This is a genomic window from Bacillus manliponensis (assembly GCF_000712595.1).
Lineage (GTDB): Bacteria > Bacillota > Bacilli > Bacillales > Bacillaceae_G > Bacillus_A > Bacillus_A manliponensis.
The window spans coordinates 1-17,294 of the sequence record NZ_JOTN01000022.1; the positions used below are offsets into that span (position 1 = coordinate 1).

The 17,294-nt window shown below is 37.1% G+C and carries 16 protein-coding genes; 3 read left to right on the plus strand and 13 right to left on the minus strand.

The genetic code is table 11. The features are described 5' to 3' along the window. The 4 genes from safA to nadB all read right to left on the minus strand — a co-directional run. On the minus strand, nt 1-889 hold an 889-nt coding region (gene safA, locus BAMA_RS19205; RefSeq protein ID WP_034642537.1), incomplete at its 3' end, for a SafA/ExsA family spore coat assembly protein. Between the two features lie 328 nt (nt 890-1,217). Further along, complete coding sequence (gene nadA / locus BAMA_RS19210) at nt 1,218-2,324, minus strand: quinolinate synthase NadA (RefSeq protein ID WP_034642452.1); 1,107 nt, start codon at nt 2,322-2,324, stop codon at nt 1,218-1,220. A 16-nt stretch (nt 2,325-2,340) separates the two neighbouring features. Beyond that, the gene (nadC, locus tag BAMA_RS19215) at nt 2,341-3,174 is read right to left on the minus strand and encodes a carboxylating nicotinate-nucleotide diphosphorylase (protein WP_034642453.1); all 834 of its coding nucleotides are present in this window, start codon (nt 3,172-3,174) and stop codon (nt 2,341-2,343) included. 20 nt (nt 3,175-3,194) lie between these two features. Next, nucleotides 3,195-4,721, minus strand: a complete 1,527-nt coding sequence (gene nadB, locus BAMA_RS19220; protein WP_034642454.1) for an L-aspartate oxidase — start codon at nt 4,719-4,721, stop codon at nt 3,195-3,197. A 99-nt stretch (nt 4,722-4,820) separates the two neighbouring features. Between nadB and BAMA_RS19225 the strand changes: the two genes are divergently transcribed. The 3 genes from BAMA_RS19225 to BAMA_RS19235 all read left to right on the plus strand — a co-directional run bounded on the left by BAMA_RS19225 (nt 4,821) and on the right by BAMA_RS19235 (nt 7,433). Next, the gene (locus tag BAMA_RS19225; RefSeq protein WP_034642455.1) at nt 4,821-5,966 is read left to right on the plus strand and encodes an IscS subfamily cysteine desulfurase; all 1,146 of its coding nucleotides are present in this window, start codon (nt 4,821-4,823) and stop codon (nt 5,964-5,966) included. Further along, a complete protein-coding gene (locus BAMA_RS19230) occupies nt 5,966-6,508 on the plus strand; it encodes a transcription repressor NadR (RefSeq protein WP_034642456.1) in 543 nt (180 codons plus the stop codon). The genes BAMA_RS19225 and BAMA_RS19230 overlap by 1 nt, the downstream gene beginning before the upstream one ends. 277 nt (nt 6,509-6,785) lie before the next feature. Then, nucleotides 6,786-7,433, plus strand: a complete 648-nt coding sequence (locus BAMA_RS19235; RefSeq protein ID WP_034642457.1) for an MOSC domain-containing protein — start codon at nt 6,786-6,788, stop codon at nt 7,431-7,433. A gap of 125 nt (nt 7,434-7,558) precedes the next feature. Here the strand turns inward: BAMA_RS19235 and pheA are convergent, their stop codons facing one another. From pheA to rpmA, 9 genes are all read right to left on the minus strand, one after another. Continuing rightward, the gene (gene pheA, locus BAMA_RS19240; RefSeq protein WP_034642458.1) at nt 7,559-8,407 is read right to left on the minus strand and encodes a prephenate dehydratase; all 849 of its coding nucleotides are present in this window, start codon (nt 8,405-8,407) and stop codon (nt 7,559-7,561) included. 93 nt (nt 8,408-8,500) lie between these two features. Continuing rightward, nucleotides 8,501-10,414, minus strand: a complete 1,914-nt coding sequence (locus tag BAMA_RS19245; RefSeq protein WP_034642459.1) for an ABC transporter permease — start codon at nt 10,412-10,414, stop codon at nt 8,501-8,503. Between the two features lie 47 nt (nt 10,415-10,461). Next, the gene (locus tag BAMA_RS19250; protein WP_034642460.1) at nt 10,462-12,369 is read right to left on the minus strand and encodes an ABC transporter permease; all 1,908 of its coding nucleotides are present in this window, start codon (nt 12,367-12,369) and stop codon (nt 10,462-10,464) included. Next, on the minus strand, nt 12,341-13,120 hold the full coding sequence (locus BAMA_RS19255) for an ABC transporter ATP-binding protein (RefSeq protein ID WP_034642461.1): 780 nt from the start codon (nt 13,118-13,120) through the stop codon (nt 12,341-12,343). The genes BAMA_RS19250 and BAMA_RS19255 overlap by 29 nt, the downstream gene beginning before the upstream one ends. Nucleotides 13,121-13,215: 95 nt before the next feature. Further along, nucleotides 13,216-14,298, minus strand: a complete 1,083-nt coding sequence (locus BAMA_RS19260; RefSeq protein ID WP_034642463.1) for a sensor histidine kinase — start codon at nt 14,296-14,298, stop codon at nt 13,216-13,218. Continuing rightward, nucleotides 14,288-14,995 carry a response regulator transcription factor gene (locus BAMA_RS19265; RefSeq protein WP_034642464.1) on the minus strand — a complete coding sequence of 236 codons (708 nt, stop codon included), beginning with the start codon at nt 14,993-14,995 and terminating at the stop codon, nt 14,288-14,290. Before BAMA_RS19265 ends, BAMA_RS19260 begins: the two co-directional genes overlap by 11 nt. Before the next feature lie 104 nt (nt 14,996-15,099). Beyond that, nucleotides 15,100-16,386, minus strand: a complete 1,287-nt coding sequence (gene obgE, locus BAMA_RS19270; RefSeq protein ID WP_034642466.1) for a GTPase ObgE — start codon at nt 16,384-16,386, stop codon at nt 15,100-15,102. A gap of 18 nt (nt 16,387-16,404) precedes the next feature. Further along, nucleotides 16,405-16,938, minus strand: a complete 534-nt coding sequence (locus tag BAMA_RS19275; protein ID WP_034642467.1) for a sporulation initiation phosphotransferase B — start codon at nt 16,936-16,938, stop codon at nt 16,405-16,407. Between the two features lie 64 nt (nt 16,939-17,002). Beyond that, nucleotides 17,003-17,293, minus strand: coding sequence for a 50S ribosomal protein L27 (gene rpmA, locus BAMA_RS19280; RefSeq protein WP_017150650.1), 291 nt, complete (start codon nt 17,291-17,293; stop codon nt 17,003-17,005). Between the last annotated feature and the right edge of the window lies 1 nt (nt 17,294).

Below are 17,294 nucleotides of genomic sequence, written 5' to 3' on the forward strand. Positions count from 1 at the left end.
TTGGCATTTGATTGTTTTCCATCATTGGCATCATGTTTGGCATTTGGTTATCTTCCATCATCGGCATCATGTTCGGCATTTGGTTGTTTTCCATCATCGGCATCATGTTTGGCATTTGATTGTTTTCCATCATTGGCATTTCAATATTTGGTGGCTTTACTTCTGGAATTTGCATATTCCCTTTTATAACTTCTTGTTTGGATACATTGCTTACATTTTCTTTCTTTACTGCTTCATTTGATACATTACTTACATTCTCTTTCTTCACTTCTTGTTTGGATACATTACTTACGTTCTCTTTCTTCATTTCTTGCTTGGATACATTGCTTACGTTCTCTTTCTTCACTTCTTGCTTGGATACATTGCTTACGTTCTCTTTCTTCGCTTCTTGCTTGGAAATATTACTCACATTTTCCTTTTTCGCCTCTGGTGAAATATTTGATTTCATTTTTTGAATTTGCGGCGCAATTAAGTCATTTCCTTTTTTTATAATATCTGAAATTTTATAGTCCTTTGCAGGCTTTACTGGTGGTTGTGGTGGTTGCGGTAAAATATTCACCGAGAACTTCGTATTCTCTTTTTCTGCTGGTTGTTCTTTTTGTACTTCTTTTTGTACCTCTTTTACTGGCACTTCTTTTTGCTGTACTTCCTTTTGCTGCACTTCCTTTTGCTGTACTTCTTTTACATATTCTTTCGGAGGGAGCGAACCAGTACCACTATTCTTTTTCGCTGAAACACCGCCAGTTGGCACCTTGATTTTCGCACCCGGCATAATTAAATCAGGATTACTTAATTGCTTATTTGCTTGTTTTAATACTTCAAAATCCACTCCATATTTCTTTGCAATTTTCCAAAGGGTATCCCCTTTTTGCACGATATGAATTTTCAAATTTTCCCCCTCCTGTACAACGCATCTATAAATAAAGTGAAACTTTACGCAGCGGGAAACTTTCTCCACTGCCTGTTAGTTGAACTAATCGAGCTTTTACGTGATGTCCATCCTCCACTTAAACTCCTTCAAATGCTCTGTAATTTTGAAATAAGAATTTCACAATCCATCATGTTGTATGGCGAGCCTTTTATCCGTCCTCTATAAGTTGAACACATGGTGCCTATTTACAAGTCTGCATAATAAACACAACGATAGCTTCAACACAATGTATGCTCATAAAGACCGAATTATGTACAAAAGAAAAAGCAGCGAATTTCCGCTGCTTTTACACTCGCTCTAACATACGATTTAACGCGAGCACTGCTTCTTCTGTTACTTGTTTCTCTACTTGAATTACATTCACAACCTCACCTTCACTTATCATTTCTAGCGCCCATAATAAATGAGGTAAGTCAATACGATTCATCGTTAAGCAAGGACACATAAATGGGTTTAAGGACACAATTTCTTTATCCGGGTGCTGCTGAATGATGCGATTCACTAAATTCATCTCCGTTCCAATCGCCCACTTACTACCAGAAGGTGCCTTTTCAATCATATCAATAATATACTTCGTTGACCCTGCGTAATCAGAAGCAGCCACCACTTCATAGCAACACTCAGGGTGAACGATAATATTCATATCTGGATGATTTTTTCTCACACTTTCAATATTTTTTACAGTGAAATTTTGATGAACCGAGCAATACCCTTTCCATAAAATCACTTGCACATCCTCTATATTCCCTTTGTACTCTAACTCGTCACGATGCGGATCCCAAACAGCCATATTATGTAATGGAACACCAAGGTCATGTGCGGTATTTCTCCCTAAGTGCTGATCTGGTAAAAATAAAATCCGTTCTTTTTGTGTAAATGCCCAATCAACCATTTCTCTTGCATTTGAAGATGTAACTGTTGCGCCGCCATTTCGCCCACAAAATGCTTTAATCGCCGCTGTTGAGTTCACATACGTTAACGGTAACATCGTATCTCCAAATAACTTCTGTAGCTTTATCCAAGCTCGTTCTGTTTGTTCAATATCGGCCATATCTGCCATCGAACAACCTGCACGCATATCTGGTAAAATGACAACTTGTTCTTCTGTTGTTAACATATCTGCTGTTTCTGCCATAAAATGAACACCGCAAAAAACAATATATTTTGCTTTTTTATTACGTGCTGCCACTTGTGCAAGCTGAAGCGAATCACCTGTAGAGTCAGAAAACTGAACAACCTCATCTTTTTGGTAATGGTGTCCTGGAATAAATAACTTCTCTCCTAACGCTTCTTTTATTTCACGTACGCGCGCTTCCATTTCTTCTACCGGCATCGTACGATAACGTTCTGGTAACATTGTTTCAAGTGGTTCTATCGTTTCTAAAATCCCCATTGTTTTCCCCTCTTTCTTACACTTCGATATTAAAACTAATATCTAAAGCCTGCGTAGAATGCGTTAATGCTCCAAGTGAGATATAATCCACACCCACATTTCGATACGCTCTTAAATTTTCAAGCGTAATCCCCCCTGACACTTCCGTTACAATCACGCTTGGGACGAGCTTACAAAATGCACACACTTCTTCAGGTGTTCGATTATCAAACATAATAATGTCTGCTCCGGCACTTACCGCTTCTAACACTTGTTCTTCCGTCTCAGTTTCCACTTCTACTTTCACCATATGGCCGAGTTTTTCTTTTACCGCTATGACAGCTTTCGTAATGGAACCAGCAAACGCAATATGATTATCTTTAATCATGACGCCATCATATAATCCGAAGCGATGGTTATAACCACCTCCGCATGTTACTGCATACTTATCAAACATACGAAGACCAGGCATCGTTTTTCTCGTGTCACAAATGCGTGTATGATCACTCTCAAGTACCTGCACTGCTTTTTTTGTCATCGTCGCTACACCGCTCATCCGCTGAATCATATTTAAAACAACTCGTTCACCCGTTAATAAAGACGAAATAGGACCTTCAACAGTTGCAATGACCTCTCCTTTTGTTACTCCATCTCCATCTTTCTTGTGCAAAATGATTTCAACTCGTTTATCTAACAATGCGAAGCCTTCTTGAATAATGCTTACTCCACAAAATACACCCGTATCTTTTACAAGAAACGTCCCTTTTGCTACAAGGTCATCTGGAAAGATAAGCTGTGATGTAACATCTCGTTCCCCAATATCTTCTAAAAAAAATCGTTTTAATGCTTCTTGTATTTTTAACGTATTCATAAGACGCTTCTTCCCCCTCGTTACACAAACTCTAATACATTCTTTTGTATGATGATTTCTCGTACTTCTTTATTTCGCTGTTGAAAATCACTTCGGTAATGGCCACCAACACTCTCTTTTCTCGCTAATGCTGCTTTCGTTACGAGATAGCATACCGTTAACATATTCATAACTGTAATTTCTTCATCCGATAATTCCTCATACTGCATAGGATCATCGTATACGTCATATTGTTCAAGCCATTTTTTCACATATAATAAATTTTCTTCTGTACGAACAATGCCAACATACTTCATCATAAATTGTCGAATCTCCTGTTTCTTCGGCAAGGCTTTCGCTTTAGAAGCTACGATACAATCTGCTCTTTCTTTTCTTCTAAACGTCACTTCTTGCTCTAAAATGTATTCTCCCGTTCGCTTTCCAAAAACAAGTCCCTCTAGCAATGAATTACTTGCTAAACGATTTGCTCCATGTACGCCATTACAAGCAACTTCACCAACTGCATATAAGCCGTTAATTGATGTTTCACCGTTTCCATTCACTTTAATTCCGCCCATATGAAAATGCGCTCCCGGAGCAACTGGTATTTTCCCTTTTTTCATATCAAGCTGCTGCGCCTCACATAAAGCTGATACAGTTGGGAAACGCTCTGCAAAATGCGGAATGTTTGTTATATCTAAATATACCTCTTCACCTGCAAGGATTTGCTCGTGAATCGCACGAGCAACAACATCACGAGGGGCAAGCTCTTTTTGCTCATGAATATGCTCCATAAACCACTCACCTTTTCCATTTCGCAAAATAGCTCCCTCTCCCCGCACCGCTTCTGAAACAAGTCCCTTCCCTTCGCCATTTATGTATAACATCGTTGGATGAAATTGAATAAATTCTAAATCAACAAGCTCAGCTCCAGCTCGGTACGCTATCGCTAAACCGTCACCAGTAATACTTTCATCATTAGAAGTACATGCATATACACCACCAATTCCTCCCGTTGCAAGAACAACATGCTTTGCATCATAACGATGTATCTGCCCTTTTTCATCACGTGTAATAACACCACAGCATCTATTCTCTTCCGTAACCAAATGTAAAACCATTTCAAGCTCAATGATTGTTACATACGGAGTAACCTCTTTCAAAAGTTGTTGCAATAAAATTTTCCCTGTTGCATCTCCACCAGCATGTAAAATGCGGTGTTTACTATGTCCTCCTTCTTTTCCAAAATGTAAACCACGCTCATCACCATCAAAGATCATGCCACTATCTATTAATTCTTTCATCACCACCGGACCATGCTCGACTAAATAACGAACAGCTTCTTTGTTGTTGTAGTAACAACCTGCTGCTAACGTATCTTCATAATGGTCATTTGGATGGTCATACGAAGCAATCGCTGCTGCAATTCCACCTTGCGCTAAATTTGTATTGTTATTTTGTTTTGTCCTTTTTGTGATAAGTATCACATTCTTTTCGTGACAAATAGCTTTTGCAACAGAAAGCGCTGCAACTCCACTGCCAATAATGACGACATCTGCATTTGGCATTGTCACTACCTCCTACTTTACACTTTTCAACTGTCTTGACACCTATATTTACATATATTTAAAATGATGACAAGAACTTTTTTCAAAAAGGAATGAGACATGATGATATATCTTGATTACGCAGCAACAACTCCAATGAGTGAGAAAGCACTGGAAACCTATATAAAAGCAGCTACGAACTATTTTGGAAATGAACAAAGCTTACATGATGTTGGTAGTTCTGCTTCGTCTTTACTAGAAGCATGTAGAAAAGCTTTTGCAAAGATGATTAGTGGAAAAGAACAAGGTGTATTTTTTACAAGCGGCGGCTCTGAATCCAACTTTCTAGCACTGCAATCATTACTAGAAACACACGATGGTAGGCATATTGTGACAACACCACTCGAGCATGCTTCAATTCGTAGTTATTTTCATTTGCTGCAAGCGAAAGGATATACCGTTACAGAAGTTCCCGTCGATTCGTCTGGTTTACTTAATTTAAAAGCTTTAGAGCAAAGCATTACTACCGATACTGTACTCGCTTGTATTCAGCACGGAAATTCTGAAATTGGCACGGTGCAGCCTTTAGCTGAAATTAGTAAGTTATTGAAAAAACACAATATTTTATTGCATACAGACTGCGTACAAACGTTTGGAAAACTACCAATCGATGTAGAAAAAATGAGTATCGATAGTCTATCTGTTTCCGCACATAAATTGTACGGACCAAAAGGTGTAGGAGCATGCTATATCAATCCGAGGGTTCGCTGGAAAGCAGTATTTCCAAATACATCTCATGAAAAAGGCTTTCGCCCTGGCACTGTCAATGTTCCAGGAATCGCTTCTTTCATTACCGCATCAGAAGAAATGATAAAACATAGAGAAGCTGAAATGAAACGTTTACGACAGCTGCGCACATATTTTATAGAGCGTTTGCAAGCAAATTCAAACATAATTCAAATAGAAGGACATTCTACTTCTTGTTTACCACACATCGTTGGGGTTACAATAAAAGGAATAGAAGGACAATATACAATGTTAGAATGTAACCGGTATGGGATTGGAATTTCAACGGGAAGTGCTTGCCAAATCGGAAAACAAGAACCTTCGAAAACGCTGCTAGCCATCGGAAAAACAGTGGAAGAAGCAAAACAATATGTCCGCTTTTCTTTCGGACGTCCTACAACAAAAGAAGAGATCGATGCAACCATCGATGTATTAAAAACAGTGGAAAATCAATTTTTTTATAGAGGTGTTACATTATAATGACTGGAAACGAACAAAAAAAGATTTTAGGAGAGGAAAGAAGGCAGCTTATTTTACAGTGGCTTCTTACGGCAAATAAACCACTATCGGGCAGTGAATTATCAAAGAAAACAAACGTAAGCCGCCAAGTAATTGTCCAAGACATTTCTTTATTAAAAGCGCGAAACGAGCCAATCATCGCAACTGCACAAGGATACTTATATTTAAAGCCTACCGAAAAACAACATACATTTGAACGTGTGATTGTTTGTAAACATAAGCCAAGCGAAGTACGCGACGAATTAACATTACTTGTAGATCACGGTGTTGTGATTAAAGATGTAAAAGTAGAACATCCTGTATATGGTGATTTAACAGCTTCCATTATGGTAAGCAATCGTTTTGAAGTGGAGCAATATTTAAAGAAAGTTGAAAACACAAACGCAGCTTACTTATCACAATTAACAGATGGTGTTCACCTTCATACAATTGAAGCAGACTCAACTGAAAAATTAAATGCAGCTTGCGAAGCATTAAATAAAGCTGGATTTCTCGTTCATTAATTAGAAAAGCACAGAGATTTCAAGATTCTCTGTGCTTTCTTATATATATCCAACTTGACCATTTTACACAAAAGTAGCTGCCACGTATATAAGAATGATAAACGTACTCATTTCATCCATTTGTTGTAACATAGCGCGCAGTAGGAAAAGGCACTGACCGCTACTGCACATGGAGGAACACCCTCTTCTACCGAAAAAGAAGAGGGTTTGTTCGTTTTTTAACTTGTATTTATATATTTTGAACATGCTATAATACTTACAATTATAACAAAGGGGGATTTTGATGAAACTCGTTCACTTTAGCACTGGTAAACCAAAAATCGTCACATATGGCGAAGAGAAAGAAATGACATCTGGCATTTGTAAACAGCTAACAGAGGAAGCTTTTCTATCAAAAGATGGATTTCAAGGAGATGGTGTTGCCGATTTACGTCATCACGGTGGACCTGACCGTGCAGTTTGTATATATCCTTATGAACATTATGAACTTTGGGAGAAGGAATTTCAAAAACCGCTTCCTTCTTCGGCATTTGGAGAAAACATTACCGCTACTAATATGTTAGAGCGTGACGTATACATCGGTAATACATATCAACTAGGGGAAGCCATTATCGAAATAACGCAAGCACGGATTCCGTGTAGTACGATTTCAAAACGACTAGATACACCAGCCATTTTACCTCGCATTGTGGAAACAGGTTATACCGGTTACTTATGCCGCGTTATAAAAGAAGGTATTGTTCGTAACAACTCTACCATTACACTACTAGAAGAACATCCAGCTAAAGTTTCCGTTCTCTTTTGCAACGAAGTGTATTTTCATAGACGAAAAGATATAGACAGCATGAAAAAAATTGTTGCTGTGCCAGAGCTAGCAGATGTATGGCGTGAACAACTAACCGGAAGACTTGAGAAGCTATCATAAAATAAAGTGAAACTTTAATCAGTGGGGGTTTTCTCCATCCCCCACTGATTATTAGTTGAACCAATCGGGCTTTTACAGCCCGCAAATAGCGGGATAAAAGCGGAGGGAACATCCTCCGCTTTTATTTATACCCAATACGCTGAATAACTCCCAAGCACTTTCACAGAAACTCCAAGTGCCTCAAGCTCCATCATGACGCCTGGTATCAACACATCATCATATTCTTGCTCAACGTCAATTAAGAAAAAATAATTGCCAAGTCCCGTTTTCATTGGACGTGATTCAATTTTTGATAAGTTTAATTTACGCCAAGCAAATGCAGCTAACACTTGATATAACGCACCTGCATAATCAGACGGTAACGTTACCATAAGTGTCGTTTTATCGCCGCGGTATTCTCCGTTTTTCGGTAATTTCACATAACGGTTTTTATGTAAAACTAAAAAACGAGTGTGGTTATTTTTATGTGTATGAATGTCACGTTGTACGATGGATAAACCATATTTCTGTGCGGCTGCTTCGTTGGCAATTGCCGCAATCTTTTTGTCACTATTTTCCTTCACAAACTGAGCAGCTGCACTCGTTGACGTCATATCATATAACTTTGCCCCTTTTACATTTTCATATAAAAATTTATGACACTGTGCAATTGCATGGGGATGTGAATATACACTTTCTACTTCTCTCCACCCATTTTCATGTTCTGGATGAACGAGCAAATGTTGCTGCACCGGTACAGTAATTTCTCCAACAATCGGGAGTGTCTTCTCATGAACAATATAATCAATTGTAATGTTGACTGACCCTTCAATCGCATTTTCAAGCGGGACGACGGCAAAATCGACTTCCCCACGCGCCGCTGCATCAATACATTCTGGAATTGTACGATACGGTATATGCTCTCCTTCTATAAAAAAACGACGAACTGCTACATTTGTAAACGTCGCTTCTGGTCCTAAATATCCTACTCGCATACTCATCGTGCCCCTTTTTATTTTTCTTTCTGTTATAACATAAATAATTTTATTATTCTATATTTTCTTCACAAACAAAAGACTAGCATGTAGCTAGCCTATATGTTTCATATATTCTCTTTGTGCAAAATAGAAAAAAACAGTACATGCACAAATATATCCAACAGCAACTACACTTGTCGGAAAAACCCCCGTCCTCACAAACACGCTATTATAAGTTTGTAACGCGACTATGCTGTGGATACATCCAAATAGAACGGGTAAGAAAAAAGGAATAGCTAACTGTAAACGTAATATATTTCGTACTTCTCCATTCGTCACACCTATTTTTGTTAAAGTCTGATACTGTTTTCTATCATATTCAAGATTATAAAACCATTTAAAATAAACTATACTACAGGATGCCAAAAAGAAAAGAATACTAATAAACGAACCGACAAATAAAATAAGCATGCTTCCATCTCTTACCATCGTATAATTTAATATAGAATTATATGTTAGGCCAACCTTATCATCTGAAATAAGATTATTTAATTCCCATCCTAATTCCTTTAAATCTTCCAACTGGTCCAATTCATAGCCATGGTATGTATACTTTTCTTCATCCGATGTTTTTTGGAAAATATGTCGAAAATCCTTATCATCCATAATAAGAAACTTACCACTATATCCATTTATATGCCTATTAAAAATACTTTCATAATATGCTCCATTATAGCCAAAACGTCTACTTTCCCCTTGAATTTCAACAGTGATATACCGTTTATCATAACGTGGTACATCTCCTCCATTCACATGTACATATGCCACCTTTCCTTGTTTCAGATGAAATTGACGCTGCCCTTTTCTCTTTGCTTCACGATTATAAGCATCCTCACTAATTAACATTACATGTTCTATCCAGTCTAATTTCATTTTTGCTGGCACTCCTGAAAACGTAATATAACGAAATTCCTCTACACCATGCTTATGAAATAAGTTTTCAATTGTTTCTTTCTCAATAATTTCATTGGATCCAACGCCTTTTTCTTCATATGAAAATGCATGGGGTTGTTCAACGAATTCTTTTACACTAAAAAAATGTAAATAAACCGTACCTGTTGCTGTTATAACAAATGTTGTCGTCATCGTTAACATGAAAAGAAAACGTCTATTATCTTTCACACGATGTAACAATTGATTGACGAGAAACAAATATGGGTATTTATACATAAGCTGTTGCTTCTTCATCCACTCGAGCACAAACATTAATCCATGCGTACAAACAAAATAAGTCCCAAACGTAGTCAGTCCAACAACCGGAAAGAAAAATAACACGATATAAACAATTGTTTTTGGTATTACATATAACGCTAACGTATACGCTGTTAAAATACAGACAACTCCAAATACAGCACGCCATTTTTGATTTTTGTGTTTCCTGTTCAATTCCCTTTTCTCAGCCTGCATCTCTTTTAATAAATGAATAATTTCGATTTTCCATATACGAAATGCATTGACAACTGACAATAAACTAAACAATACACCATATACGAAAACGGTAAGAACAACTGCTTTCATACTAAATATAAACACCATTTCATTTGGCATATGTAGTAACAGACTAAAAATCATAAAAAATAACTTTAAAAATAATGTACCAATCATAATACCGACAGCACTTGCCGCCATGCCCATAACTAGTTGCTCTATCATTAACATGCTTATCATATTTCTTTTAGTCGCTCCCGTTAAAATGAGCAATCCAAATTCTTTTTTACGAGACTGTATAAAAATAGAGCTAGAATACAAGATAAATATGATAGAAAAACTTAATACAATTACCGTACAAAAAACAATTCCAGCTTTTACCCCTATGTACAAAGGAGTTTCATTCATAATCGGATGAAAAATAACCGATGTATACATAAAGAAGGCAAATATTGAAAAGCAGCTGCTGAAAAAGAATACTTTGTAGCTACGCCAATTTCCCTTCACATTTTGCAACGCAAGCCTATAAACGTTCATCTTTTCACCCTTTCATCCGTTACATACGTAAAAAGCTAGGAGAAACCCTAGCTTTTTACATGCTTTAAATATCCTCTTTGTGCAATCATAAAGTAAATTGCTGAGGCTGTTAAATACGCTGTAATAATTAAAATTCCTGATTTCAATAAATCAATGTGTAACATGTTACCTAATGTATACAATGCAAAACCACTATGGACGATACCGATTAAAATTGGGATAAAGAAGACAGCACCCATTTGACGAATCGCAATTGTACGAATTTCTTTTTCTGTCATACCAATTCGTTTTAACGATGTAAACTGAATGCGATCTTGTTCCTTATCGTTAAACCATTTAAAGTATGTCATGCTACATGCAAAGAAGAAGAATAACACAGTAACGAAGAAACCGATAAACATTGTAATAGAACCTGATTCTTTTATTTCTTTATAACTTAAGGCTGAATTTGAGAACTGTCCTTGTTTTTCTGAAGAAATGATTTGTTTCATATCTGTTGCAAGTCCTTCAGTTGCTTGCCAGTCTTTTATATAGTAGCCGTAATACTTTTGTTTTTCCGTATCTGGAACTACACTTGCATACTTTTTATAATCTTCATCATTTACTACTAAAAATCCCATACCGTTAAATACAGACTCTGCATACATTTTATTTAACTTAAGAGTATGCGCTTCATTTTGAACAGTGAACTGCACAGTTTTATCAAAGTTTATAAAGTCCGTCGCCATACCTTCTATAACGAGAGTACCAGCTCCGACCTCGTTATAAATCTCCTCTTTTTTCTGTTTTTTCGCTTCTTTATTAAATTCTTTTTCGGATATAATCGGCACATCACCTTCTATCTCTCGACCAGCCATTTTTATTTTCATTGTCCCAGGTACAATTTCAATAGTAGCTTTTCTTGCATCTTCAAATTTATGTTTCTTTAACAATTCGTCCATTTTCTGTTCATCAATTACTTCATTGGATCCAATACCGTTTTCCGTATAAGCTACAGCATGTGGATGTTGATGAACTGCTTTGTTACTCATATCTTCAAAGAAAACATATAACGTACCAGAAGCAGACGCTACAACTGCAGTAATGATAGAAATGATAAATAAAAAGCGAGCATTGTCTTTCATTTTATAAATTAAGTTACTTAATACAAACAAATTCGGTTGTGTATAAAACAGCGACTTTCTTCTTTGCAATGCTTTTAATAACACAACACTTCCTTGCGTAAATAAAAAGTACGTTCCGACAATTGTTAGTCCAACAATTGGTAGGAAATAAATGAAGAAATTTGCAAATGTAACTTGGAAACAAAGTACATACGCCACGATGATACATAACAAACCAACTACAAATAACCAAACGAATGAGAACGGTTCAACTCGTTGCTTTCTTGCATCACGAAGCAAGTCAATAATTTGTAATCTCCATACCGTCCATAAGCTAAAGAGCGATAGTACGAAAAAGAGTGCCATATATACACCAGCAGTAATCCAAATTGGTTTCCAGTTCCATACGAATGGAAGAGATGTTTCAATTCCAACTGCTGCGCTTACTGCTTTAAAGAACAATGTAGACCCAAGCATACCAAATGCGATTCCAACTATAACTGAAACGAAACCAAGAATTATTTGCTCTAGCATTAGCATTCTTCCAAGTTGTCCTTTTGTTGCACCAATTAACGTTAATAATCCTAGCTCTTTTTTTCGAGAGCGTAAGAAGATAGAGTTCGAGTATAAAATGAACATCCCAGAGAAGATAACAACGATGTAGTTCATTGCTTCTAATCCTGCTTCAACACGCATCTTTTGACTAATGTTACCGCCTACTACGTCTGGGTGATAAATAAATGATGCATACATAAAGAAAACGATAATTGATAGACAGCTACTAATTAAAAACGCTTTGTAGCTTCGCCAGTTTCCCTTTATATTATTGAACGCGAGCTGCTGAAACTTCATGGTGCTCTCCCCCTAACATCGCAAGTACATCTAATATTTCTTGGAAGAAAGCTTGCTTCGTTTGTCCTTTATGAATCTCAGAGAAAATTTCACCGTCACGAATGAATAAAATACGTTCACAATAACTTGCAGCAACAGGATCATGTGTTACCATTGCAACCGTTACTTTTTTCTCCTCATGAAGACGCTGCATTGCTCCCATTAATGACTTTGCTGATTTAGAGTCTAAGTTTCCCGTTGGCTCATCTGCTAAAATTAACGTTGGCTCATGAATAATCGCTCTTGCCGCTGCCGCACGTTGTTGTTGACCACCTGATACTTCGTACACCTTTTTATTTAATACACCTTCAATATTTAAAAACTTCGCAATTTCTAATACTTTTGCATCAATTTCTTTTACAGGACGATTTGCCATTACAAGCGGTAAAATAATATTTTCTTTAATTGATAACGTATCAAGTAAGTTGAAATCTTGGAAAATAAATCCTAAATGTGTGCGACGAAATGCTGCTAATTTTGATGCACGCATTTTATTAATTTCTTCATTGTTGATATATACATGACCAGATGTCGGCTTATCAATTGTTGCTAGTAAGTTCAGCAGCGTTGTTTTTCCGCTACCAGATGGTCCCATAATTCCAACGAACTCACCTTCTTCAATTTTAAAATTAATATCACGTAAAGCAGTTGTCGCAACCGCACCTTTTGATTGATATACTTTCGTTAATCCTTTTACTTCTAATACACTCATTTTCATAGCCCCCTATGTCGTTTTCTTCTTATCTCTACTATAAGAAAAATATGGAGATGAAACGAGTGATTTTCCTTACAAAACAGCCCGTTATCTTACAGTTTTGTCATTTTTCTCATTAGTTGGTGATAACCTTTATCTTTAGCAAACTGAAATGTAAAGGTTGCCCCTTCACCTTCTTCTCCTTCAGCAGTAAGGTTATGCTGCAAGTTCTCACAAATTTGCTTCGTAATATAAAGCCCCATTCCTGTTGCTTCTCTCGTCTTTCGTCCATTTACCCCTGTAAAAAACGGTTCAAACACACGTTTTACATCTTGTTTTGGGATGCCGATACCGTTATCACGAATATGTAAGAAAATAAAATGTTCATTTTCTTCAATACTAAAATGAATTTCTTTTTTCTCTTTCTCAGTAAGCTTCGTATACTTTAAAGCATTCATAACAACTTGATTTATGGCAATGCTAAGCCATTTTTGATCAGATGATATTATGTATTGCTCCTTTTCAAATACTAATTTTGGATAGATAGAATTTTGGATAAAGGCTTTTCGATGCTGATTAATGCTATCGCGTACAATATCAATAACATTCATCTCTTCTACTTTATAATCCTTTTCAAACTGCTCAATACGTGCCATATGAAGCGCCAAATCTAATCCATGTAAAATGCGATTATTTTCTTCACGAATACTTTCAATTGTCAATCTCGCATCACGGTGCGTTTGTCCAAGGTTTTGCAGAAGCAGTTCAATAACCGATACCGGCGTTTTCATTTGATGAATCCACTGATTCATGAAAATAACTTGTTGTTGTTCCTTCGCCTGCTGCTCATGTACTTCATTCATATATTGTTCACGAAGCAGTGAGAATGCTTCTACAATTACTTCTTGTTCATAGGAAGAAGAATCCGTTACAAGTAAAGAATCATGAAGTGTATCACCATCAGCAATATATTGCTCTACTCGCTGCAGAAAGGATGCTCGTTTTCTGTAGTCATAAATAAGAAATACAACAAGTATTGTTATTCCAAGCACGAAACCATATAACCACGTATTCCAACTAATAGACTGCTTTCTTAATAAAATGTCTAGTTGAAGTACAAGACCAAATAAGCTAATACTTAAAATATAGGAAAATATTAAAGGTAACCGGTCTAGCAAATACGTCTTATACCTCATTTGCCGTCTCCCATTTTGTTACGAGCGCATAGCCGTACCCTCGCTTTGTAACAACCGCATTTTTAATCCCGATTTCCTCTAACTTTTTCCGAACGCGCTTTATATTTACTGTTAACGTATTGTCATCAACGAAAGCGACTTCATCCCATAATGCTTCTAGCAACTCTTCTCTCGTTACATATTGATCAGCTTGTTTCATTAAGCAATCTAGTAAATAATATTCATTTTTTGTAAGTTCAACTTGCTTATCTTGCCACTGTACAATATGCTGTCCTGGGAATAATACTAATCCATTTACACCATAGTAATCACTTTCTGATGATCCTGCATATTCTCCATACACACGGCGCATCGCACTTTTTATTTTCGCCATAACAATATCTAAATGAAATGGCTTTGCAATATAATCGTCACCACCGTGTTCAATTGCCATTACTTGATCCATTTCACCAGTCCGAGCTGATACAAAAATAATCGGTGCATTTGAAACCGTTCGAATTTGGCGACACCAATAAAACCCATCAAAGTATGGCAAGTTAATATCAAGTAAGACAAGATGCGGATTTACTTTCACAAACTCATCTTTTATATGACGAAAATTTTGCACACGAACCGACTCATACCCATACTTTTGTAAGTGATCTTCTAAAATATGTGCAATTTTATCATCATCTTCCACAATTAACACTTTATACATATAACCCCACCCTTTAACAATTACTTATAAGCAACATATATTTCCATTATAAGGTCACTTTTCCATTTTATAAATAAAAAAAAGACTGCTGATATTCAGCAGTCCTATTCAATAAATTCAAATTCGTATTCAAGAATCTTAACGATATCTCCATCTTTCGCACCGCGTTCACGCAATGCCTCATCGATACCCATACCGCGCATTTGACGAGAGAATCTGCGAACAGACTCATCGCGGCTAAAGTCTGTCATCTTAAATGTCTTCTCAATCTCATTACCAGTAATAACAAATGTGCCATCGCCCTCACGTGTAATTTCAAACTTGCTACCTTCTGTCTCAAATTTGTACATTACACTAATGTCAGACTCATCTACTACTTCGTGAATTGGGAACTCTGGTGTTGTTTCAATTAGATTTGCTACTTCAAATAATAGATCACGAACACCTTGTTTTGTTACTGCAGAGATTGGGAAAATTTTCACATCTTCTCCAACCTGCTCTTTAAACGTTTGTAAGTTTTCTTCTGCATCTGGCATATCCATTTTGTTTGCAACAACAACTTGTGGACGCTCAGTTAAACGAAGATTATACTCTTTCAATTCGTTATTAATCGTTACGTAATCTTCATATGGCTCGCGGCCTTCTAAACCAGACATATCAATTACGTGAACGATTACACGTGTACGCTCAATGTGACGAAGGAATTGATGTCCTAGCCCCACACCTGCATGAGCACCTTCAATTAGTCCAGGAAGATCTGCCATAACAAAACTACGGCCATCACCAGTTTCAACAACACCTAAGTTTGGAACAATTGTTGTAAAGTGATATTCAGCAATTTTTGGACGAGCTGATGATACAACAGATAACAACGTTGATTTTCCAACACTCGGGAATCCAACAAGTCCAACATCTGCTAATACTTTCAACTCTAAAATAACGTCACGCTCTTGACCTGGTTCACCATTCTCGGCAATCTCTGGAGCTGGATTCGTTGGTGTTGCAAAGCGTGAGTTACCACGGCCACCACGGCCACCTCTTGCGATAATTGCTGACTGCTCATGTGTAACTAAATCTGCAAGGATTTGTCCTGTCTTTTCATCTTTTACAACTGTTCCCGGTGGAACCTTTACAATTAAATCATCAGCTTTACGACCATGCTGACCTTTACTCATTCCATGTTGCCCACGATCCGCTTTAAAATGACGTTGATAACGGAAGTCCATTAATGTACGTAAGCCTTCATCTACAACGAAAACAACATCTGCACCTTTTCCGCCGTCACCACCAGCTGGGCCACCTTTTGGAACGTATTTCTCACGACGGTATGCAACCATTCCGTTTCCACCGTCGCCGCCTTTTACATATATCTTGACCTGATCTACAAACATGATTTCACCACACTTTTTCTATTTCGTTTCATATATAACAATTGACATTTCTTCTTCCCCTGCGGTAAAAGAAATGGAATATAACTCATCTTTTATGGACGCAAGCCATTTCGTTATGTCATCTACATTTGTTAGCTTACCACGAAAATCGAAAAAGAAACGAGTCTTCTCTTCTCTACATTCAACTGTGATACAAACATAATTTTCAACATAAACGTCTAAACTATGCTGAAGTAACCTAAAAAATTGTTCTGTCCATTTCCAAATCGCTTCATCAAGATGCGATACATTATGTACGTCACCAATTACTTCATATTCCAACAAGCATGGCTGTCTTTTCCAATTATATGTTAAAATCCATTCTGTAAACTGAGGCATTGAAAGCCCCATCAAAATGGATTCTTGTCTCGCTTCTTGGACAAAACGCTCGATTAGTTCATGAATTTCTTCTACTTTTCCAAGCGAAAGGTTTCCTTTAATCATCTGCAATCGATTCAGCCAATCGTGTCTAGAATGATTGAGTGCATCCATTATTGTCCATTTTCTGTTCATTCATATACCCCTTTAATATAGAAAAACTCTAACCTGCACTCAGGTTAGAGTTTTCCGTGAGTTCTTATGCTTCTTGAGCAACAGGATATACGCTCACTTGTTTGCGGTCACGGCCAAGACGCTCGAAGCGTACTACGCCGTCAACTTTCGCGTATAATGTGTCATCGCCACCACGACCAACGTTAACACCTGGATAAATTTTTGTACCGCGTTGACGGTAAAGAATTGAACCACCTGAAACCATTTGACCATCTGCGCGTTTAGCACCAAGACGTTTTGACTGAGAGTCACGACCGTTCTTTGTACTACCTACACCTTTCTTAGATGCGAAAAACTGAAGATCTAATCTTAACATA